The 20815-nt window shown below is 55.3% G+C and carries 19 protein-coding genes; 15 read left to right on the forward strand and 4 right to left on the reverse strand.

Annotated elements, in window-relative coordinates:
• Position 1: 1 nt before the first annotated feature.
• The 8 genes from AC791_RS11275 to AC791_RS11310 are packed head-to-tail and all read left to right on the forward strand — an operon-like array spanning position 2 to position 6471.
• On the forward strand, positions 2-325 hold the full coding sequence (locus AC791_RS11275; RefSeq protein WP_416202295.1) for a YdbL family protein: 324 nt from the start codon (positions 2-4) through the stop codon (positions 323-325).
• A 45-nt stretch (positions 326-370) separates the two neighbouring features.
• Entirely contained in the window at positions 371-970 is a 600-nt protein-coding gene (locus AC791_RS11280; RefSeq protein ID WP_049841609.1) for a CDP-alcohol phosphatidyltransferase family protein, read from the forward strand.
• Positions 970-1887, forward strand: coding sequence for a phosphatidate cytidylyltransferase (locus tag AC791_RS11285; RefSeq protein ID WP_049840531.1), 918 nt, complete (start codon positions 970-972; stop codon positions 1885-1887). Before AC791_RS11280 ends, AC791_RS11285 begins: the two co-directional genes overlap by 1 nt.
• Before the next feature lie 4 nt (positions 1888-1891).
• Positions 1892-2551, forward strand: a complete 660-nt coding sequence (locus AC791_RS11290) for a lysophospholipid acyltransferase family protein (RefSeq protein WP_049840532.1) — start codon at positions 1892-1894, stop codon at positions 2549-2551.
• Positions 2526-4286 (forward strand): bifunctional alpha/beta hydrolase/class I SAM-dependent methyltransferase, encoded by a 1761-nt coding sequence (locus tag AC791_RS11295; protein ID WP_049840533.1) that lies wholly within the window; start codon positions 2526-2528, stop codon positions 4284-4286. The genes AC791_RS11290 and AC791_RS11295 overlap by 26 nt, the downstream gene beginning before the upstream one ends.
• Positions 4283-5560, forward strand: coding sequence for a phosphatase PAP2/dual specificity phosphatase family protein (locus AC791_RS11300; protein ID WP_049840534.1), 1278 nt, complete (start codon positions 4283-4285; stop codon positions 5558-5560). Before AC791_RS11295 ends, AC791_RS11300 begins: the two co-directional genes overlap by 4 nt.
• Positions 5536-5931: a hypothetical protein gene (locus AC791_RS11305; protein WP_072094340.1), complete on the forward strand. Its 396-nt coding sequence runs from the start codon at positions 5536-5538 to the stop codon at positions 5929-5931. The genes AC791_RS11300 and AC791_RS11305 overlap by 25 nt, the downstream gene beginning before the upstream one ends.
• Positions 5932-5961: 30 nt before the next feature.
• On the forward strand, positions 5962-6471 hold the full coding sequence (locus AC791_RS11310; RefSeq protein WP_049840536.1) for a hypothetical protein: 510 nt from the start codon (positions 5962-5964) through the stop codon (positions 6469-6471).
• A 37-nt stretch (positions 6472-6508) separates the two neighbouring features.
• On the opposite strand, the gene azoR is transcribed toward AC791_RS11310, so the two are convergent.
• Positions 6509-7114 carry an FMN-dependent NADH-azoreductase gene (gene azoR / locus AC791_RS11315; protein WP_049840537.1) on the reverse strand — a complete coding sequence of 202 codons (606 nt, stop codon included), beginning with the start codon at positions 7112-7114 and terminating at the stop codon, positions 6509-6511.
• Between the two features lie 197 nt (positions 7115-7311).
• On the opposite strand from azoR, the gene hrpA reads away from it, so the two are divergent.
• Entirely contained in the window at positions 7312-11214 is a 3903-nt protein-coding gene (gene hrpA, locus AC791_RS11320; RefSeq protein ID WP_049840538.1) for an ATP-dependent RNA helicase HrpA, read from the forward strand.
• Positions 11215-11238: 24 nt separating this feature from the next.
• Here the strand turns inward: hrpA and AC791_RS11325 are convergent, their stop codons facing one another.
• Genes AC791_RS11325 through AC791_RS11335 form a run of 3 tightly spaced genes read right to left on the reverse strand, consistent with a single transcriptional unit; the run spans position 11239 to position 15375 of the window.
• Complete coding sequence (locus AC791_RS11325; protein ID WP_049840539.1) at positions 11239-12624, reverse strand: efflux transporter outer membrane subunit; 1386 nt, start codon at positions 12622-12624, stop codon at positions 11239-11241.
• Positions 12621-13703, reverse strand: a complete 1083-nt coding sequence (locus AC791_RS11330) for an HlyD family secretion protein (protein ID WP_049840540.1) — start codon at positions 13701-13703, stop codon at positions 12621-12623. Before AC791_RS11330 ends, AC791_RS11325 begins: the two co-directional genes overlap by 4 nt.
• A 19-nt stretch (positions 13704-13722) precedes the next feature.
• Positions 13723-15375, reverse strand: a complete 1653-nt coding sequence (locus AC791_RS11335; protein ID WP_049840541.1) for an MFS transporter — start codon at positions 15373-15375, stop codon at positions 13723-13725.
• A 206-nt stretch (positions 15376-15581) separates the two neighbouring features.
• Here AC791_RS11335 and AC791_RS11340 point away from each other — a divergent pair, with 206 nt between their 5' ends.
• The 6 genes from AC791_RS11340 (at position 15582) to AC791_RS11365 (ending at position 20751) form a co-directional block, all read left to right on the forward strand.
• Positions 15582-16367 (forward strand): YdcF family protein, encoded by a 786-nt coding sequence (locus tag AC791_RS11340; RefSeq protein WP_049840542.1) that lies wholly within the window; start codon positions 15582-15584, stop codon positions 16365-16367.
• A gap of 115 nt (positions 16368-16482) precedes the next feature.
• Positions 16483-17013, forward strand: coding sequence for a cytochrome b561 (gene cybB, locus AC791_RS11345; protein ID WP_049840543.1), 531 nt, complete (start codon positions 16483-16485; stop codon positions 17011-17013).
• Positions 17014-17152: 139 nt separating this feature from the next.
• Complete coding sequence (locus AC791_RS11350) at positions 17153-17353, forward strand: hypothetical protein (RefSeq protein ID WP_049840544.1); 201 nt, start codon at positions 17153-17155, stop codon at positions 17351-17353.
• A 131-nt stretch (positions 17354-17484) separates the two neighbouring features.
• A complete protein-coding gene (locus AC791_RS11355; RefSeq protein ID WP_049840545.1) occupies positions 17485-17760 on the forward strand; it encodes a metal/formaldehyde-sensitive transcriptional repressor in 276 nt (91 codons plus the stop codon).
• Between the two features lie 30 nt (positions 17761-17790).
• Positions 17791-18909 carry an S-(hydroxymethyl)glutathione dehydrogenase/class III alcohol dehydrogenase gene (locus AC791_RS11360; RefSeq protein WP_049840546.1) on the forward strand — a complete coding sequence of 373 codons (1119 nt, stop codon included), beginning with the start codon at positions 17791-17793 and terminating at the stop codon, positions 18907-18909.
• A gap of 153 nt (positions 18910-19062) precedes the next feature.
• A complete protein-coding gene (locus AC791_RS11365) occupies positions 19063-20751 on the forward strand; it encodes a methyl-accepting chemotaxis protein (RefSeq protein ID WP_049840547.1) in 1689 nt (562 codons plus the stop codon).
• Positions 20752-20815: the final 64 nt, after the last annotated feature.

Below are 20815 nucleotides of genomic sequence, written 5' to 3' on the forward strand. Positions count from 1 at the left end.
GATGATGAAAAAACAGTTTATACTCGCGCTTCTGGCATTCAGTTTTATCGGTAGTGCCAGTGCGCTGACGCTTCAGGAAGCGCGCACCCAGGGGCGAGTTGGTGAGACCCTGGGTGGTTTTATTGCACCTTTACGGCAGGATGCCCAAACCCAGGCGCTGGTGAAGCACATTAATCGGGCACGTAGCGAAAGTTATCAGCAGCTGGCAAATGTCAATAATTTACCGGTCGATGACGTTGCCAAAATGGCCGGGCTAAAGTTGGTAGAGCGTGCCGCGCCAGGTGAATACGTGCAGGGCATCAACGGCAGGTGGTTACAAAAATAGCCTGCTTTTATTCGCTAGTGAGTCATGGTCAGGGAGAGTTTCATGATAACGCTTTACGATATTAAACCCCGTTTTCAGGCTTTATTGCGCCCGCTGCTGCGCAGCCTGCATTCTGCGGGCATTAGTGCAAATCAAATTACCCTTCTGGCGCTGGCCATTTCCCTCCTTACCGGTGGGTTTCTGGTCGTTATGCGCGAGCCGATCTGGTTTATAGTCCTGCCGGTCGTGTTATTTATCCGCATGGCGCTTAATGCCCTCGACGGTATGATGGCGCGCGAATACCACCAGCAAACGCGACTCGGTGCGATCCTCAATGAAACGGGTGATGTGCTGTCTGATATCGCCCTGTACTTGCCGTTCCTTTTTTTACCGGAAAGTTACGTTCCGCTGGTAATTGCCCTGCTATTTTGCACCGTCATGACGGAATTTTGCGGCATCCTGGCACAAACCATTAATACGTTCCGCAGCTATGCCGGTCCGTTTGGCAAAAGCGACCGCGCGCTGGTGTTTGGATCATGGGGTCTGATTATCGCCCTGTGGCCGCAGTTTAACAGCTGGAACAACGTGGTGTGGGGCGCGGCCACGCTGCTGCTTATCTGGACGGCGATTAATCGCTGCCGCGCAGTATTGCGGGAGCAGGCGTAATGTCGCCCCTGCATACCGCGCTGGCGGTCATTTTCACACTGCTTATCTTTGCCTCGCTGGTCAATGTGCTGCTGGTCTTTTGCCGCCCGGATAAGAACTGGCGCGAGCTGACGCTGCGCATCCGCACCTGGTGGATCATCATCCTGTTTTTCTCCCTGGCAATGATTAGCCCGCGCTGGCTCTCGCTGACGCTTTTTGCGCTGGTAAGTTTTCTGGCCCTGAAAGAGTTTTTAACCCTTATTCCGTCCCGACGTTCGGATCGAATGCCGCTGCTGTGGATGTTCCTGGCGATTCCGATTAACTACGTATTGATTGGCTGTAACTGGTACGGCATGTTTATCATTTTTATTCCGGTCTATGCGTTCCTGTTTTTACCTGCCCGTATGGTGCTGACCGGTAATACCACCAGCTTCCTGCGCACGGCCTCACAGCATCACTGGGCAATAATGACCACCGTGTTTGCCTTTGGTCACGTGGGCTATTTACTGGTGTTGCCGAACGACGCCCGGCAAACCGGTGCGTTGCTGGTATTGTTTCTGGTCGGGCTGACCGAATTTAACGACATCGCACAATATCTGTGGGGCAAATCGATAGGCCGGGTCAAAGTCACCCCGCAGGTAAGTCCGAATAAAACCCTCGCCGGACTGGTCGGCGGCGTGGGCAGCACTGCGTTGGCTGGGCTGGTCCTTGGTCCGCTGATCACGCCAATGACCTGGAGCATGGCGCTGCTCGCCGGACTTATCATTGGCATAACCGGCTTTTGCGGCGATATTGTAATGTCTGCCGTCAAACGTGACATCGGCGTGAAAGACAGCGGGACGCTGCTGCCCGGACACGGCGGAATTCTTGACCGCCTGGACTCCCTGATTTTCACCGCGCCGGTATTTTTCCACTTCATTCACTATTTTTATTATTAAGCTTATGGTTAAAAAAGCGCTTCGCCTGTTATTTACCATGACCATTGTCTGGCCGGTAATCTGGCTCTGGCTGGGACTGCGGATAAAGCATCGTCATCTGATCCCTGAACACGGTCCGGCAATTGTGGTGGCGAATCACAACAGTCATATGGACGTTTTTGCCCTGCTGTCGCTGTTTTCTTTACGCACCCAGCAACAAGTGCATCCGGTGGCCGCCGCCGATTATTTTTTACGTAATCGCTGGCTGGCGTGGTTCACCTTAAATATCCTTAACATTATTCCCGTCACCCGCAATGGTGAAGATTCCGATCCGCTTGCTGGCTGCGAACAGGCGCTGCGTCAGAACAAAATTTTGATCCTCTTCCCGGAAGGCTCCCGCGGTGAGCCGGGAGTACTGTCCCCGCTTAAATCCGGGATCTGGCATCTGCTTCAGCGGGTGCCGGAAACGACAATCATTCCGGTATGGCTTGCGGGAACAGAAAAAGTCATGGCAAAGGGGAATCGTATTCCGCTGCCGCTCTTTATCGACGTATTCGTTGGGGAAGCAATAACGCCCCATGCGGATAAAGCTATTTTTATGGACGCGTTATTGCAGGGATTACTGCACTTACAACCACATTCACAGGGATCAGAAGCGCATGACCATCAACAGCCGAACGCCTGAAGAAAAAACCTTTCTGACCAGCGATAACCAGGCGCTGTTTTATCGTCACTGGCCTGCCCAGGGCGACACGCCAGTGGGTAAAGTTATCGTTTTGTTTCATCGCGGGCATGAACACTCCGGGCGCTTACAGCATATTGTTGATGAGTTAATGATGCCGGATACCGCGTTCTACGCGTGGGATGCGCGGGGGCACGGGCGTACGGAAGGGGCACGTGGCTACAGCCCGTCGCTGGCGCGCTCGGTTCTGGATGTCGATGAGTTTGTGCGCTTTGCCGCCGCCGACAGCCAGCTGACGCTGGGTGATGTCGTGGTGGTGGCACAAAGCGTCGGTGCGGTGCTGGCTGCCACGTGGGTCCATGATTACGCCCCGGTGCTTCGCGGTTTGATCCTCGCGTCACCGGCATTTAAGGTCAAACTGTATGTGCCGTTTGCCCGGCCAGGCTTACGCCTGATGCAGCGCGTACGCGGCCTGTTTTACGTTAACTCTTACGTTAAAGGTAAATACCTGACGCACGATCCGGCCCGGGTTGAAAGCTTTAATCACGACCCGCTGATTACCCGTGCCATCGCTGTTAACATCCTGCTTGAGCTGTATCAAACCTCAGAGCGGATTGTCAGTGACGCGGCGGCTATTGTGGTCCCGACACAGATGCTGGTCTCCGGCGCAGATTTTGTGGTTCACCGCAAGCCGCAGCTGGAGTTTTACCAGCGCCTGCGCGGTCCGGGTAAAGAGTTGCACATCCTGCCGGGGTTTTATCACGATACGCTGGGTGAGCAGGACCGGCACCTGGCGTTTGACAAAATGCGCGCCTTTATTGAGCGCCTGTATGCCAGACCGCTGGCGACGTTTAATTATGCTGAGGAAGACACTCACAGCCCGGGGGCAGATCGCTGGCGTATTCTCAGCGGCGGCCCGGAACCGTACTCGGTTGATGATTTAGCCTATCGCGCACTGCGCTACGGCATGAAAGCGCTCGGTACTCAGTCCAGCGGCGTCAGACTGGGGTTTGAAACGGGTTTTGACTCGGGCAGTACCCTGGATTACGTCTACCGCAATCAGCCGCAGGGCAGCAGCGCACTGGGTCGAGTGATTGACAAAAACTATCTTAATAGCGTCGGCTGGCAGGGCATCCGTCAGCGCAAACAGCATCTTGATACGCTTATCCGCCAGGCGGTCAGTCGGCTGGTGGCCGACGGCAAGCCGGTCCATATCGTCGATATCGCCGCCGGGCATGGCCGCTATGTACTGGATGCATTAACGGGAAATACCGATGTTAATAGCATTTTGCTGCGGGATTACAGCGAGCTGAATGTCACTAAAGGCCAGCAAATGATCGCCGAACGCGGGATGACAAACGTGGCCCGCTTTGAGCGCGGCGATGCCTTTAACCGTGACGAGCTGGCGGCGCTGGAGCCTGCGCCAACGTTAGGTATCGTCTCTGGCCTGTATGAATTGTTTCCTGAAAATGCGCTGGCCAGCGCATCGCTTGCCGGACTGGCGGCGGCGATTGCTCCCGGCGGCCTGCTGATTTATACCGGACAACCGTGGCATCCACAGTTAAAAACCATCGCCTGGTCGCTAACCAGTCATAAAGACGGTAAAGCATGGGTGATGCGGGTGCGTACCCAGGGCGAAATGGATGCCCTGGTGCAGGAAGCCGGCTTTGATAAATGCGCGCAGCTTATCGACCGCTGGGGAATATTCACCGTCTCGCTGGCTGTACGTCGGGGATGATTGCCGCGCAGCGCAAGATCCTGCTGCAGGGGATGGGATGGCTGCTTCTGCTGGGGCCATTTTTCTTTCTGACATACGGGCAGGTTAACCTGTATACCGCAGGCCGTAGCGATGTCGGCAGTCTGGTGTTTGACTGGGAGCACGCTATTCCCTTTATCCCCCTCAGTATTATTCCTTACTGGAGTCTGGATCTGCTGTATGGCCTGTCGCTTCTGTGCTGCCGCTCGCTGAGTGAACAACGCCGACTGGCGTGTCGGCTGATACTGGCCTCACTGCTGGCGTGCCTCGGTTTTCTTCTGTATCCGCTGCGCTTTACCTTCACGCGTCCACAGGTTGAGGGCGCGGCAGGCTGGCTATTCAGTCAGCTTGAGCAGTTCGATCTGCCCTTTAATCAGTCGCCTTCGCTGCACATTATTCTCTGCTGGATCATCGGCTGGCATTTTTATCAACGCTTATCCGGTATCTGGCAAAAACTAGCGGCGGCATGGTTTTTACTTATCGCCGTTACGGTCGTTACCACCTGGCAGCATCATGTCATTGATGTCATCACCGGACTGGCAACCGGCATGCTGATTAGCTGGCTGATCCCCGACCAGGGGAGATGGCGCATACGTCGTCCGGATGCCGGACGACGTAAACTGGCGCTGCGTTATTTTGCCGGTGCGCTAGTGATGATGACGACTCCGTGGTTGAGCTGGCCGGCGATTTCTCTGTTGATAGTGACGCTGGGGTATATGGCTTTTGGCGCGCCGGCCATGCAGAAAGATGCGCAGGGCCGCATTGCCCCTGCGGCGTGGTGGTTGCTCCTGCCGTGGCGTATAGCCACACATCTGTCGGCACGTTGGTTTACCCGTACTGTACCCGCCGTGACGCCGGTTATCGACGGCGTTTTCATCGGCAGTTATCCGCGCCGTCCCGTCGCGCAGTATGCAGTACTCGATCTTACCTGTGAGTTTTCGCGCGCGGCAGCCAGCGCGCAACGCCATTATTACTGTGTGCCGATGCTGGATCTGGTGGTACCGGAAGATGAGCAGTTAACGTGCGCAGTTCATCACCTTGACCGTTTACGCGCCACGCACGGCACGGTGCTGGTGCATTGTGCCCTGGGATTGTCGCGCAGCGCGTTGGTGGTGGCTGCCTGGCTGTTACAGACCGGCAGAGTACAAACGGTGGAGGAGGCGATTAGTCTAATCCGGGCCTGTCGCCCGCAAACGGTGATTAACCCAGTGCAGATGGAGGGGCTGAAACAATGGCGGCTGAAAGTGACAACGTAACAAGAAGAGCGCTTTTGTGCTGCTCGCTGGCCAGCTGGAAATTTTTTCTTCCCCTGGCAGCGCTGCCGGTGTTGTGGGCGCTTATCGTTTTGCCTCACTGCTGGCTACAAATTTTACTGGTGATCAACGGCGGCTATTGTGCATTTGGCTGCTGGAGACTGTGGCTGGACGAACGCTATTTTGCGCTGATTCATGAACAGCATAATGCGGTGGCGGGAGAAGCGCTGGCCTTTATCTGGCAGCGAGAGCGATTAGGCCGTTTAACGCCCGAGGAAAGAGAAATTGGTGCCCGGCGGCAGCTACATCGTACCCTGAAGGCGACAATGCTGGCATGGGTGCTGTGGCTGATCGCGCTTGCGACCCTGTTCTGACGGCCCGCACTTAATTAATAAGGAGATAAGGTGAGCGTTTTTTATAACGCAATGTTGCTTCTGCTGTTAAGCGGCCTGTCGTCCATGGTGCTGGCGGAGCGCGGAAGCCACAATGTCTGGCAGGCGGTGGATAGGTTGCGCAGTCAGGCAACAATGACGCCAGCAAGCGTGGGGCGCGATCTCAACACCTCCCTGACGCTGAACACCAGAAACGACTATTTTTTATTTTATCAGGGCAGCGGCCCGGCGACGGGCGACACGGTACGGATGGGTAACATTGATTTGCGGGTTCGCGCTGCACCGCCGCATGACAGTTTTATGGTGCTTAACATCGAGGGTACAGGTTGCATCACGCTAAATGAGGTGAAACAGCATTATGGCGGATTGACGTTAAGCCAGGTGCCGCACGGGCATTCGCGGGAAGAAGAAACTGGATACCGCACAACCTCTAATCAATGGTCGCTGGCGTTTGGCTTTGCAGAGAAGCGTCCGGAGTGCCTGGCGAGTATCGTGTTTGAAACTGTGGACCGGCAGGAGTAAGTCGGATCCGCCCTCCCGGTGCGGGAGGGCTGAACATTTATGCGGCAACCAGGCTATCAATGGCCGCTTTGGCGTCAGTTTGCGCCTGCGCAGCCACGTCCGGGCCGTAGGCAATACCTTCGGCAAAGACGAAATTGACGTCGGTAATGCCGATAAAGCCCAGGAACAGCGTCAGGTAAGGCGCCACCAGATCGGTTGGGGTATCTTTATGGATACCGCCGCGGCTGGTGAGGATCACCGCACGTTTACCGGTGACCAGACCTTCCGGACCTTTCTCGGTGTAACGGAACGTCACCCCGGCGCGCGCTACCAGGTCAAAGTAGTTTTTCAGCTGCGTTGGGATGTTGAAGTTATACATCGGCGCATTAATCACAATCACATCATGAGCCTGCAATTCGGCAATCAGCTCGTCTGACAGTGCCAGCGCGTCCTGCTGGCGCGGCGTCAACGGGGCATCGCCAGGGCGCATTGCGCCGACCAGTTCACCGTCCAGTACCGGAACCGGGTTGGCTGCCAGATCGCGGACGGTAATCTCATCACCCGGATGCTTTGCCTGCCATTGATCGACGAAATAGTCAGACAGCTGACCAGACTGTGAATACCCTGCCAGAATGCTCGATTTAAGAATCAGTACTTTGCTCATGGGTGTTTCCTTTTCTGTGTTTACGGGGTGGCCCGTGACTTATTGACACTTTATTCACAAATGCGCCGCAGTGATAGCGCAATATATCGAATCCTATATTCGATTTTTTTGAATAAGGCGGCTATACCGCCAGTGTGTTACGCTATAGCCAACATAAAAGTTTATTTTTCTATGGCATTTAATCGCCCGATAACACGATGACAGAACAACAGAAATTGACTCCTGCGCATCTGCATCAGCAGCTTGACGAGCTGATGCTGCGCGATAAACAGCGCTTCGCTAAACGTCTTCACGGTGTGAAGAAAGTTAAAAATCCTGATGCTCAACAGGGGATCCTGACGACGCTTGCCGCAGAAATCGGGCAGGCAGCAGCGAAAGTTGCCCTGCGCGTTGCGGCTCGTCCGGCGATTACCTATCCGGAAAACCTGCCTGTTAGCCAGAAAAAACAGGCCATTCTGGAAGCAGTGCGCGATCACCAGGTGGTAATTGTTGCCGGGGAAACCGGTTCAGGCAAAACTACCCAGTTACCTAAAATTTGTATGGAGCTGGGGCGCGGCATCAAAGGTCTGATCGGCCATACTCAGCCCCGCAGGCTGGCGGCACGCACCGTTGCTAACCGCATTGCGGAGGAACTGCAAACCGAACCGGGCGGCTGCGTCGGGTACAAGGTGCGTTTCAGCGATCATGTGAGTGATAATACCATGGTCAAGCTGATGACCGACGGTATTCTGCTGGCTGAAATACAGCAGGACAGGCTGCTGATGCAGTATGACACCATCATTATTGATGAAGCCCACGAACGCAGCCTGAATATCGACTTCTTGCTCGGCTACCTGCGCGAGCTGCTGCCGAGGCGTCCGGATTTAAAAATCATTATTACGTCGGCAACCATCGATCCCGAGCGTTTTTCCCGTCACTTCAATAATGCCCCGATTATTGAAGTGTCCGGGCGTACGTATCCGGTGGAAGTACGCTACCGCCCTATGGTTGAAGAGGCTGACGATAGTGAACGCGATCAGCTCCAGGCTATTTTCGATGCGGTTGACGAACTTGGACGCGAAAGTGCCGGTGATATTCTGATCTTTATGAGCGGTGAACGAGAAATCCGGGACACCGCCGATGCGCTGAATAAGCTTAATCTGCGCCATACCGAAGTCCTGCCGCTGTATGCCCGCCTGTCGAACAGTGAGCAAAACCGTGTGTTTCAGTCGCACAGCGGACGGCGTATTGTGCTGGCGACCAACGTGGCGGAAACCTCGCTGACCGTACCGGGCATCAAATACGTGATCGATCCGGGTACGGCGCGTATAAGCCGCTACAGTTTCCGCACCAAAGTTCAGCGCCTGCCGATAGAGCCGGTGTCACAGGCCTCGGCTAACCAGCGTAAAGGACGCTGTGGACGTGTGTCTGAGGGGATCTGCATCCGGCTCTATTCGGAGGACGATTTCCTGTCGCGCCCGGAATTTACCGACCCGGAAATCCTGCGGACCAACCTGGCATCGGTTATTTTGCAGATGACGGCGCTGGGCCTCGGCGATATTGCCGCATTCCCGTTTGTGGAAGCCCCTGACAAGCGCAATATTCAGGATGGCGTACGCCTGCTGGAAGAACTGAGCGCCATCACCATGGATGCCGATCAGACGAGCTATAAACTGACGTCGATGGGCCGCCAGCTCTCGCAACTGCCGGTTGATCCCCGTCTGGCGCGCATGGTGCTGGAAGCGCAGAAACATGGCTGCGTGCGCGAAGCAATGATCATTACCTCCGCGCTGTCGATTCAGGACCCGCGTGAGCGCCCGATGGACAAACAGCAGGCCTCGGACGAGAAGCATCGTCGCTTCCATGACAAAGAGTCTGATTTTCAGGCGTTTGTCAATCTGTGGAACTACCTCGGCGAACAGCAAAAAGCGCTGTCGTCGAATGCGTTCCGTCGCCAGTGCCGTACCGATTTCCTCAACTACCTGCGGGTGCGCGAGTGGCAGGATATTTATACCCAGCTTCGCCAGGTGGTAAAAGAACTGGGCATTCCGGTCAACAGCGAACCGGCTGAATACCGTGAAGTTCACATTGCATTACTGACCGGGCTACTGTCGCATATCGGCATGAAAGATGCCGATAAACAAGAGTTTACCGGCGCGCGCAACGCCAGGTTCGCCATCTTCCCGGGGTCGGGTTTATTCAAGAAACCGCCGAAGTGGACAATGGTGGCCGAGCTGGTTGAAACCAGTCGTCTGTGGGGCCGTATCGCCGCCCGCATCGATCCGGAGTGGGTGGAGCCGGTCGCACAGCATCTGCTAAAACGGTCGTACAGTGAACCCCATTGGGAGCGGGCCCAGGGGGCAGTAATGGCGACAGAAAAAGTCACCGTCTACGGCCTGCCGGTGGTAGCCGCCCGAAAAGTAAACTACAGCCAGATCGATCCGGCGTTATGTCGCGAGCTGTTTATCCGTCACGCGCTGGTCGAAGGCGACTGGCAAACGCGTCACGCGTTTTTTCGCGAGAATCTGAAATTACGCAGCGAAGTCGAGGAGCTGGAGCATAAATCCCGCCGCCGCGACATTCTGGTGGACGACGAAACGCTGTTTGAATTTTACGACCAGCGTATTGGCGTTGATGTTATCTCTGCCCGCCATTTTGATAGCTGGTGGAAGACGGTCAGCCGGGAAACGCCGGATCTGCTTAACTTTGAAAAAAGTATGCTGATCAAAGCCGGTGCAGAGTCAATCAGCAAGCTGGATTACCCGAACTTCTGGTATCAGGGCGCACTTAAGCTACGCCTGAGCTACCAGTTTGAGCCGGGGGCAGATGCCGACGGCGTTACCGTGCATATTCCGCTGCCGCTGCTTAATCAGGTGGAAGAAGCGGGGTTTGAATGGCAAATTCCTGGTCTGCGCCGAGAGCTGGTTATTGCGCTTATCAAATCCCTGCCCAAGCCGGTACGCCGCAACTTTGTCCCTGCACCTAATTATGCCGAGGCCTTTTTAGGCCGCGTGACGCCGCTGGAACTGCCGCTGCTGGAGGCACTCGAGCGCGAACTGCGACGGATGACCGGGAACACCATTGATCGCGAAGACTGGCACTGGGATCAGGTGCCCGATCACCTGAAGATTACCTGGCGCGTGGTGGATGATAAAAATAAAAAGCTGCTGGAAGGTCGCTCGCTGAATGCGCTGAAAGAGAGCCTAAAAGGGAAAGTCCAGGAAACGCTGTCTGCGGTGGCAGACGATGGTATTGAGCAAAGCGGGCTGCACATCTGGAGCTTCGGCACGCTGGCAGAAAGTTATGAGCAGAAACGTGGCAACTATAAAGTGAAAGCGTGGCCTGCGCTGGTGGATGAGCGCGACAGTGTTGCCATCAGGCTGTTTGATAACCCGCTGGAGCAGCAACAGGCGATGTGGCGCGGATTGCGACGCTTACTGCTGCTCAACATCCCGTCGCCGGTGAAATATCTGCATGAAAAGTTGCCCAACAAGGCCAAGCTGGGGCTGTATTTCAACCCGTACGGCAAAGTCCTCGATCTTATCGATGACTGCATTTCCTGCGGCGTTGATAAGCTGATCCATGAAGCCGGTGGCCCGGTGTGGACCGAAGCGGGTTTTGCCGCCCTGCATGAAAAGGTGCGGGCTGAACTGAACGACACGGTGGTGGAAATTGCCAGGCAGGTGGAACAGATCCTGACCGCGGTATTTACCATTAATAAACGGCTGAAAGGGCGGGTGGATATGACCATGGCGCTTGGCCTGTCGGACATAAAGGCGCAGATGAACGGCCTGGTCTATCGCGGCTTTGTCACCGGCAACGGTTTCAACCGTCTGGGGGACACGTTACGGTATTTGCAGGCGATTGAGAAACGGCTGGAAAAACTCGCGGTCGATCCGCATCGCGACCGGGCGCAAATGCTGAAAGTTGAACACGTTCAGCAGGCGTGGCAGCAGTGGTTAAATAAGCTGCCGCCTGCCCGCCGGGAAGATGACGATGTAAGAGAGATCCGCTGGATGATCGAAGAGTTGCGCGTTAGCTACTTCGCCCAGCAGCTGGGCACGCCGTATCCGATTTCTGATAAGCGTATTTTACAGGCGATGGAGCAGATTAGCGCCTGAGGCGATACTGTGATGCAGCCCGGTTTAGCGGGCTGCATCACGCCATCCGCCGCCCAGCGCGCGGTACAAGTCAATTTGCGCCTGCAACACACTATTCTTCACCTGTACGACATTCAGCTGAGTAGAAAACAGCGTGCGCTGTGCGTCCAGCTCATCCAGATAGGACGAATAGCCATTGCGATAGCGATTTTGCGCGATGCGTAAGGTTTCCCGCGCCACCGTCTCCTGGCCCTCCAGCGCCTGAAGCTGTTCTTGTAAACGGCGAATCGCATCCAGACTATCGTTAACCTCCCTGAATGCGTTACGCACGGTACTTTCATAACGGTATAGCGCCTGATTACGCTGCGACATGGACACATCGACCTGAGCATTCAGCGCCTGACGATTAAGCAGCGGGGCGAGAATACTGCCGCCAATGCTCCAGAGCTGAAGCGGATTATCCAGCAGGCCCGGCAACGTCCGATCCTGTACCGAACCGGTTGCCATGAAGTTAATCGACGGCAGCAGCTGCGCGCGAGCTGATGCTAACGTGGCGTCAGCAGCAATCAGCTCCCGCTGTGCCTGAACAATATCGGGACGTCGGTTCAGGAGAGTGGAAGGCAGTTGCGACGGCAGTGTTAATGGCGTGAGCTGCCCGAATACGCCGCCGCGCCCCACGGCCTGCGGGTTCTCACCCAACAGCAGGCTAAGCGCATTCTCCTGCTCGCTTATCTGATGCTGAAGCTGCGGTAGTTGCGCCCGGGTTGCCCGCAGTTCAGAATCGGCCTGCATCAACTCCAGACGAGAGCTGTAGCCGGTTTCAAACTGACGTTGTGCGAGGCGAAAAGAGGCTTCTCGCGCGGTGAGCGTGGCCCGGGTCACGTTTAATTGCTCATCAAGCGAAAGCAGGGTGATGTAGCCACCAGCCACCGAAGCCGCGATAGTTAAATCTGCCGCTGCCGCGGCGGCTTTTTGGGCTTCCAGACCGGCTTCAGCGGCGTCGGCGGTGCGGCGATTCGCCCCCCAGATATCCACATCATAGCTGGCGGTGAGCGTGCCTTTATACAAACTGCCATAAACCGGCTGGCCGGTGGCAGCCGATTGCGATCGTGCCCGCGTACCGTTAAGTCCTGCATCCAGCGTCGGGAACAAACTGCCCTGCGCGGCATAGACTCGCGCCTGATACTCATTTACGCGCTCGCGGGCAATCAAAATATCGGTGTTGTATTGCAGCGCCCGATCGACATAGCGGTTCAGCATGCCATCATGAAAAGCGCGCCACCAGACGCCCTCGACCGGACTTGCCGGACCGACACTCTGTCGCCACTCTGCCGGGATCTGTAGCGACGGCTGCGCGGGTTGAATGTCAGCCGACTGGCAGGCGGTGAGTAACAGTGATGCCAGCAGCAAGGCGAGAGGAGAGCGATTCATCGCGGCTCCTCGCGGGTATCAATTGTCACCTGCACCGACATCCCCGGACGTAAATGGGCAATCTCCTCAGGCTGGCCGAGTATTTCGATGCGCACCGGAATACGCTGCGCAATTTTGACAAAGTTACCGGTGGCATTGTCGGGTGAAATCGCGCTGAACTCGACGCCCGTTGCCGGAGAGATACTCTGCACCCGACCGTGAAAACGACGGTTGTTTAGCGCATCTACGCTGAATTGTACCGGTTGCCCGGTGCGGATCTCTGCCAGCTGCGTCTCTTTGACGTTGGCAATCACCCAGTGCTCGGCCGGTACCAGCGATGTTAGATGCGTTCCCGCCGCAACATAGGCCCCGAGTCGAACGGCAATCTGCCCAAGTTGACCCGCCTTAGGAGCAATAATTTGCGTGTTTTGCAGGTCAATTTGCGCCAGTTCGAGCGCGGCTTTGGCATTTTCGACATCGGCTTGCAGCGACGCACGATTAACAATCGTGGTTTGCAGATCCTGGCGGGACATCTCCAGAGTGGCCTGCGACTGGGCAATATCTGCATTACCCTGGGCCGCACTGGCGAGCGCGGCGTCCCGCTCGCGAACCGACAGGGAGCCATCGGCGGTTAGCTCTTTCACCCGCCGCAAATCCGCCTGGTTTTTCTGATTCTGAGCGCGGGCATTTTGCAGCGCGGCCTGATTGCGGGCAATCACTGCTTCAGCGCTTTTCCGCTGCTGCAAATTATTGTTAAGCGCGGCAATTTTCATATCCAGCTGCGCCTGGGCCTGATGAACCCGCTGTTGATAGATGCGATCGTCAATTTGCATCAGCACATCCCCGGCGTTGACGTGGGCAAAATCCTGGACATTGACTGCGGTGACATACCCGTTAACCTGCGGGCTAATAAAGGTCGTTTGCCCGCGAACGTAGGCGTTATCGGTAAACTGGCTGTGCCGCGTAAACGGCGGAAGTTGCCAGGCATAGAGAATAGCTAATACGCCGACAATGCCGATGGCGGCGGCAGCAAAAATAGAGACAATGCGCACGTTGCTGCGCGTATTCGCTCGCTCTTTAGCGGCGTCCTGCTGACTCATACTCTCTCCTGAAATAGCATTATTTTGTTCCTGTCGTCCGCTTAAGGGCCATCCGTGCAGTAAGGTGCAGGCGCAACAGCCGCCAGAAAATCCACAGCATCGTCGCGGCGGCAATGGTTGCCGTTAGCAGGTAAGTATCGTTATAAGCCAGAATATTTGCCTCAACCGCTGACGCATTTTGTAGAAGCTGACCGGCCTGCACGTTGAGCAAATTACTGTCGCCAATCAGCCGGTTATACATCTGGCTGTACAATTGCAGACGTTCGTTAACCAGCGGATTGAGCGTCGTTAACTGATCGGCGAGCAGGCTGGAATGATACTTCTCCCGCCAGGTCTGGAAGGTACCAAGGATCGCCGATCCCAACAGGCCGCCAATGTTCTGGCTCATGCCGAATAATACGGAGAAGCTCACCAGATTACGTGGTTCAGCAATGACACCGCCGATCCCGGCAAGCATGGCAGGGGCGAGGAAAAAGGCGCTGGCAAATCCGAGGAGAAACTGACTAAACAGCAGTTGATTCGGGCGCGTAAGACTGGTGGAGTGACTGTCGAGCCAGGAGGCGACAATCATCAGCGCCAGCGCTGTGAGAATAGGCCACGCCAGCCGCTGAGGTTTAATGGTGAGACAACTGGCAATAATGCCGCAGACGATACCGGCGAAAATCGCCCATGCCAGGCTGGTCATTTGTTCGTTTTGCAGCCCGACATACTGTAGCCAGCCAATCACGCCAGTGTTCTGTTCTGCCAGCACGATGCGGATCAACAGCATAATCAGTCCAAGACGTAAAATACTGCCGCTTGAAAGCCAGCGGGTGTTAAGTAGCGGATTCTGCCGGTTATGTTCAAACACCATGGCCGGGATAATCAATACCACTGCACCGGCAAGCGCCCAGCCAATCCACGGCGTCTCAAACCACCACTCCAGGCGTCCGAGAGACAGCACCGCGCAGAGCAGGGCGATGCCGGGTGCCAGCAGAATAAACGTAAGAAAATCTTTTTTCTCAAAGACTTTTTTACGATCGCCCGGCGGCAGTTTGAGTAATATCACCGCGGCCAGTGAAATCAGCGCCAGCCCCAGTTCGAAAAAATAAAGTCCGCGCCACTCATCCAGCTGGAGTAAATCACTGGAGAACAGACGTGCCAGCGGGATTGCCAGCGAGGAGCCTGTAATACCAATCGTTAATGCTTTGAGACGATGACGCGCGGGCCAGGCCTGAATTTGATAATAAATCCCTAAGGAACTTAAGGCGGCTGCAACCATGCCGTGCGCCGCACGCACCATAAGGGCTGAACTTAAGTCATTCACGAAGAGGTGAAAGAAGGTAACCAGTACATACAGCACCAGAAACCCTTCAGTAAAGGCACGCAGACCGTATTGCTGGCGAAATTTCACCAGCAGCAGGTTAATGGAGACATTGGTCATCACGTAGACCGTCGGCAGCCAGGCAATTTCTGTCGACCATGCGGCAAAGGTTCCCTGCAAATTTTGCAGATTAGCGGTCACCACCGCATTGCCCAGCGCGCCGGTCAAACAGACCAGCAGGCCCACTATTCCGTAGGCAACCCTTTTTGGCGTACTGTGTAGCGGCGTCGAAGGCGAGCCGAGTAACATGGGTTTTTCATGAGCGGCCCACTCGCGCGGCGCGTAGGGGTCACGTCCTGGCAGGCGCATAATGCTTTTCCACCTTATTATTGCACTCTCTTTGCACCCGGTGGTCGAGTGTACAACCGGTGTGATTCATAATTCAAGTGAATGAAAATATAGACCAGCGCGGCGCGAAAGCAGAAAAGATTGTGCCCAAGGCTTTAAGATAGATCCTCTGTGATGCCGCACAGCACATGTTACGCTCCACGACGTTAAGACAAGGAGTAACGCGAATGACAGCTATTTTTCCCTCGTTGACCGCTTCTACGCTCGAGGCCGCTAACCGACTGGGCCAGTGGCTGGCGCAGAGTGAACCCGTTAATGGAAATATCGATCTGGTAGTGCTGGCTGGCAATGCGGTGATCCCGAGTATTGATGCGGCCTGTGAACTGGCGATAGCCACCTCAAGCCCACTGCTGGTAAGCGGTGGCATTGGCCATTCGACCACTTATCTGTACGCCGCGGTTGCCCGTCATCCGCGCTATAACACGGTGCACACGACCGGACGTACCGAAGCAGAGATCCTGGCGCAGATCGCCCGGCAATTCTGGGAGATACCCACGGAAAGGGTGCTGCTGGAGTGTAAATCGACTAACTGCGGTGAAAATGCGCGCTTCACCCGTCAAATGATTGAGGTTACCGGATTACCCGCTACCGACATCGCAGTGGTACAAGATCCCACCATGCAGCGCCGGACGATGGCCACGTTTGCCCATGCCTGGCAGAGGATGGAAGCGCCACGCTGGGTGAGCTATCCCGGTTTTGTGCCGCAACTCTACAACAGCGATCGCGGGCTTGCATTAGTCGACAAAGAGAAGGGGCTGTGGCCAGTTGAGCGTTTTTTATCGCTGATTTCAGGTGAAATCCCGCGCCTGCGCGATGACGCCGGGGGGTACGGTCCTCGTGGCAAAGGATTTATATCCCACGTCACGATCCCGGCCGACATCGAGCAGGCGTGGCAAACGCTTAAAGAGGATGTATTGCTGACTGATGCGCTAAAAAGTCGTTCTCTACGGTAAGAGGCTGCGCGATCCCGTAACAGCAAAAACCGTCATACCGCGAATGAAAGTTAATGAATTTTTAACCGAACCTCGCTATGTTGTCGTTTTGTTGTTGATATAACAGGGAACTCTGATGAGTAATAAATATTCCGGCGTGCAAATAGCCATTCACTGGCTGGTTTTTCTGTTAGTCGTGGTGGCCTATTGTGCAATGGAATTTCGCGGTCTGGCCCCAAGAAGCGCCCGACCGTGGTTTAATATGGTTCATGTCTCGTGTGGTATTTCGGTTCTGGTGCTGATGGTAGCCCGACTGCTGCTACGGCTTAAATACACAACTCCGGCCATCCTGCCTAAACCCAAACCGATGATGACCGGAATGGCGCATCTGGGTCATCTGATCATTTATCTACTGTTTATTATTCTGCCGATCCTCGGTCTGGTGATGATGTATAACCGCGGTCATCCGTGGATCGCCTTTGGCGTGGTGATGCCTTATGCCACAGACGCTAACTTCGATGTAGTCGACGTAGTTAAGGATTATCACATTTTACTGGCTAAGCTGGGCTACTGGGTGGTGGGACTACATGCGCTGGCGGCGCTTATGCATCATTATGTCTGGAAAGATAATACCTTATTACGCATGATGCCAAAAAAACGTTCATAACTCTGTCTTCTGACGGCCCCGCATTGGCGGGGCTTTTTTATGCGCGTCAGCCGTTCAAACGCTCGCTGGAAAATCGCGCAATATACGCCACACTTAATCTACATTAGCGATTTATCCCTCTGATTTATGGAGAAGTGTGATGAAAAAAAGCGTTATTGCAGGCGTTATGCTCATTCTGGCCGGCTGTTCACAAACCAACTGGACCGAGGCTTCCCGCACTGAGGATCAGGCTGCCGCTGAGCACGCTGCGCCTGCACCGGGCACCAAAATTACGACGGCCAGCGGCGCGTGCGTTGATTCTAAAGGCGCACCGGCATCGTGTCCGACATCGGGAATGTGATGATACGTATTGTTTTATCCGCACCCGGTCTGCTCTGAACTTTCCGCCTGAAAATGTTGTTCACGCGCTATTTTGCAACTGCGTAGTCACTCTGATACTATAGGGGGGTATATTATTTAGCTGGAGTTCTTATGCCGCAATCACCCGAAGACAAGAAACGCGCATTGACCCGCGTCAGGCGCATCCGTGGTCAGGTTGAAGCCCTTGAGCGGGCGCTGGAGTCGGGCGAACCCTGCATCGCTATTTTGCAGCAAATTGCGGCTATTCGCGGGGCGGCTAACGGGCTGATGGGCGAAATGGTTGAGATCCACCTGAAAGACGAGCTGGTCAGCGGTGAGACAACGGCCGACCAGCGCGCGGTAAGAATGGCGGAAGTCGGCCACTTGCTCCGCTCGTATCTAAAATAAATAACTCACATCGCAATTGGGGAAGAGAATATGAAGTCACGTGCAGCTGTTGCCTTTGGTCCCGGTAAGCCACTGGAAATTGTTGAAATCGACGTTGCACCGCCGAAGAAAGGTGAAGTGCTGGTCAAAATCACCCACACTGGCGTCTGTCATACGGATGCATTTACCCTGTCCGGCGACGATCCGGAAGGGGTTTTCCCGGCGGTGCTGGGACATGAAGGCGGCGGCATCGTGGTTGAGGTGGGCGAGGGCGTAACCAGCCTGAAAGCGGGCGATCACGTTATTCCGCTGTACACCGCCGAATGCGGCGAGTGTAAATTCTGTAAATCCGGCAAAACAAACCTGTGTCAGGCGGTACGCGCCACCCAGGGTAAAGGGCTGATGCCGGACGGCACCACTCGCTTCTCCTATAACGGCGAGCCGATTTATCACTACATGGGCACCAGCACCTTCAGCGAATATACCGTGTGCGCTGAAATCTCTCTGGCTAAAGTAAATCCCGAGGCACCGCTGGACAAAGTGTGTCTGCTGGGCTGCGGTGTCACCACCGGTATCGGTGCGGTGCATAACACGGCGAAAGTGAAAGAGGGTGATACTGTAGCGATTTTCGGTCTCGGTGGAATTGGTCTGGCGGCAATCCAGGGCGCGGTACAGGCGAAAGCCGGACGTATTCTCGCCATTGATACCAACCCTGATAAATTTGCGCTGGCAAAAGAGATGGGCGCAACCGACTTTATCAACCCGAAAGACCATGAGCGCCCTGTCCAGGAGGTGATCGTTGAACTCACCGATGGCGGCGTTGATTTCAGTTTCGAGTGTATCGGCAATGTCAATGTGATGCGTGCAGCGCTCGAATGCTGTCACAAGGGCTGGGGCGAAAGCGTGATTATTGGCGTGGCCGGAGCCGGTCAGGAAATCAGTACCCGTCCTTTCCAGCTGGTGACCGGGCGCGTATGGCGCGGCTCTGCATTCGGCGGCGTCAAAGGCCGTTCACAGCTGCCGGGCATGGTTGAAGATGCCATGGCGGGTAAAATCAAGCTTGATCCGTTCATCACCCACCGCCTGCCGCTGGCCCAAATTAACCAGGCTTTTGACCTGATGCATGAGGGCAAATCCATCCGTACCGTTATCCATTTCGGCGATAACTGATTCATCTGCCAGCGGTTCACGCCGCTGGCCGTTTCGTCTAATGTTGTGAAGTGTGAGCCAGGTAGCGCTTTTTGCCATAAGCAATTGCACGTAAATGCCGATGACTATCAGACGGGCGTGTTTGTACGCTTCTTTCACTGAGAGTCGATAGCCATGGACAATAAAACAGCGCTGCAACCTGCGCAAAAGCTGAGTTTTTTACACCATATTCGTCTGGTTCCTCTGTTTTCCACCATTCTCGGCGGCATCCTTATTTTATTCGCACTGAGTGCCGGGTTAGCCAGCTACTTCTTAATGCAGGCCGACCACGATCAGAAAGATGTTACTGAAGAAATCCAGGTTCGCATGGGCCTTTCTAACAGCGCCAACCATCTGCGTACGGCGCGTATCAATTTGATCCATGCCGGGGCTGCCAGCCGTATTGCCGAAATGGATGATATGAAAGCGAATATTACCGAGGCGGAGCGGCGGATCAAGCAATCGCAGGATGGATTTGCGGTCTACATGAACCGCGCCGTTAAAACTCCTGCTGATAAGGCGCTGGATGGCGATTTGAATAGTCATTTTGCAGCCTATATTAAAGGCATGGAGCCGATGGTGAAATTCGCTAAAAACGGCATGTTTGAAGCCATCATCAACCATGAGAACGAACAGGCACGGCCGCTGGACAGCGCCTACAACGAGGTGCTGTTAAAAGCCATTCAACTGCGTACCGAACGCGCCACCGCCCTGCAGGAACAGGCACATCATCGCAGCCAGCTGGGCATGGTCTTTATGGCCGTGGCTTTTGCCACCGCACTCATTCTGACGCTGCTGACCTTCATTGTGTTGCGTCGGACGGTCATTTTGCCCTTACAGCGTGCTGCCCAGCGCATTGAAAAGATCGCTTCCGGCGATCTCACACTTGCCGATGAGATTACGGGGGGCAGTGAAATCGGCCATCTAAGCCGCGATCTGCAAACGATGCAGCATTCACTGGTGCGCACCGTCGGCACCGTTCGTATGGGCGCGGATGAGATCTATCGTGGTACCAGCGAGATTTCAGCAGGGAACACCGATCTTTCTGCCCGTACCGAAGAGCAGGCTGCCGCTATCGAACAAACCGCGGCGAGCATGGAACAACTGACCGCCACGGTTAAACAAAATGCCGATAACGCGCATCATGCCAGCAAACTGGCAGAAGACGCGTCAGGGAAAGCCAGCCGGGGCGGGCAGATTGTCTCCGGCGTAGTCACCACGATGGGCAGCATTACGGCCAGTTCGAAGAAAATCTCTGAGATCACTGCGGTCATCAACAGCATTGCTTTTCAGACCAATATTCTGGCACTTAACGCCGCCGTTGAAGCCGCACGTGCTGGTGAGCAGGGCCGCGGTTTCGCCGTCGTCGCCAGCGAAGTTCGTACGCTTGCCAGCCGCAGTGCGCAGGCAGCAAAAGAAATTGAAGGGCTTATCAGTGAATCAGTGACGTTGATTGAGCGTGGCTCGGGCGAAGTCGTCGCGGCTGGCGGCACGATGAAAGAGATCGTCGACGCCGTCAAGCGTGTCACCGATATTATGCTGGAAATTGCCGCCGCCTCTGACGAGCAGAGCCGGGGGATCACCCAGGTCAGCCAGGCGATCAGCGAGATGGATAATGTGACCCAACAAAACGCCTCGCTGGTGGAAGAAGCCTCGGCGTCTGCTGCCTCGCTGGAAGAACAGGCCGCTCGCCTGACCGAAGCCGTGGGAGCATTTCGCCTGCAAACCGGCACTACCGTGCCCCGGTCTCCCGCCGTTGCGACACCGGTTTTGACCACCCGACATCCGGCACCCGCGTCGGGCGATCACTGGGAAACCTTTTAAGCCAGATAAAGTAGACGCGCCATCCGGGAGGATGGCGCGAGGTTAATTGTCCGCATTGGGGCAG

It is taken from the genome of Klebsiella sp. RIT-PI-d (assembly GCF_001187865.1).
In the GTDB taxonomy this organism is placed as follows: Bacteria; Pseudomonadota; Gammaproteobacteria; order Enterobacterales; family Enterobacteriaceae; genus Superficieibacter.

Excerpts from the sequence above, each read along its gene's own strand:
- AC791_RS11365 (WP_049840547.1), top strand. The coding sequence starts at position 19,063 with ATGGACAATAAAACAGCGCTGCAACCTGCGCAAAAGCTGAGTTTTTTA.
- hrpA (WP_049840538.1), top strand. The coding sequence starts at position 7,312 with ATGACAGAACAACAGAAATTGACTCCTGCGCATCTGCATCAGCAGCTT.
- AC791_RS11355 (WP_049840545.1), top strand. The coding sequence starts at position 17,485 with ATGCCGCAATCACCCGAAGACAAGAAACGCGCATTGACCCGCGTCAGG.
- cybB (WP_049840543.1), top strand. The coding sequence starts at position 16,483 with ATGAGTAATAAATATTCCGGCGTGCAAATAGCCATTCACTGGCTGGTT.
- AC791_RS11300 (WP_049840534.1), top strand. The coding sequence starts at position 4,283 with ATGATTGCCGCGCAGCGCAAGATCCTGCTGCAGGGGATGGGATGGCTG.
- AC791_RS11335 (WP_049840541.1), bottom strand. The coding sequence starts at position 15,375 with ATGCGCCTGCCAGGACGTGACCCCTACGCGCCGCGCGAGTGGGCCGCT.
- AC791_RS11330 (WP_049840540.1), bottom strand. The coding sequence starts at position 13,703 with ATGAGTCAGCAGGACGCCGCTAAAGAGCGAGCGAATACGCGCAGCAAC.
- AC791_RS11285 (WP_049840531.1), top strand. The coding sequence starts at position 970 with ATGTCGCCCCTGCATACCGCGCTGGCGGTCATTTTCACACTGCTTATC.
- AC791_RS11360 (WP_049840546.1), top strand. The coding sequence starts at position 17,791 with ATGAAGTCACGTGCAGCTGTTGCCTTTGGTCCCGGTAAGCCACTGGAA.
- AC791_RS11305 (WP_072094340.1), top strand. The coding sequence starts at position 5,536 with ATGGCGGCTGAAAGTGACAACGTAACAAGAAGAGCGCTTTTGTGCTGC.
- AC791_RS11325 (WP_049840539.1), bottom strand. The coding sequence starts at position 12,624 with ATGAATCGCTCTCCTCTCGCCTTGCTGCTGGCATCACTGTTACTCACC.
- AC791_RS11340 (WP_049840542.1), top strand. The coding sequence starts at position 15,582 with ATGACAGCTATTTTTCCCTCGTTGACCGCTTCTACGCTCGAGGCCGCT.
- AC791_RS11295 (WP_049840533.1), top strand. The coding sequence starts at position 2,526 with ATGACCATCAACAGCCGAACGCCTGAAGAAAAAACCTTTCTGACCAGC.
- AC791_RS11350 (WP_049840544.1), top strand. The coding sequence starts at position 17,153 with ATGAAAAAAAGCGTTATTGCAGGCGTTATGCTCATTCTGGCCGGCTGT.
- AC791_RS11290 (WP_049840532.1), top strand. The coding sequence starts at position 1,892 with ATGGTTAAAAAAGCGCTTCGCCTGTTATTTACCATGACCATTGTCTGG.
- azoR (WP_049840537.1), bottom strand. The coding sequence starts at position 7,114 with ATGAGCAAAGTACTGATTCTTAAATCGAGCATTCTGGCAGGGTATTCA.
- AC791_RS11275 (WP_416202295.1), top strand. The coding sequence starts at position 2 with ATGATGAAAAAACAGTTTATACTCGCGCTTCTGGCATTCAGTTTTATC.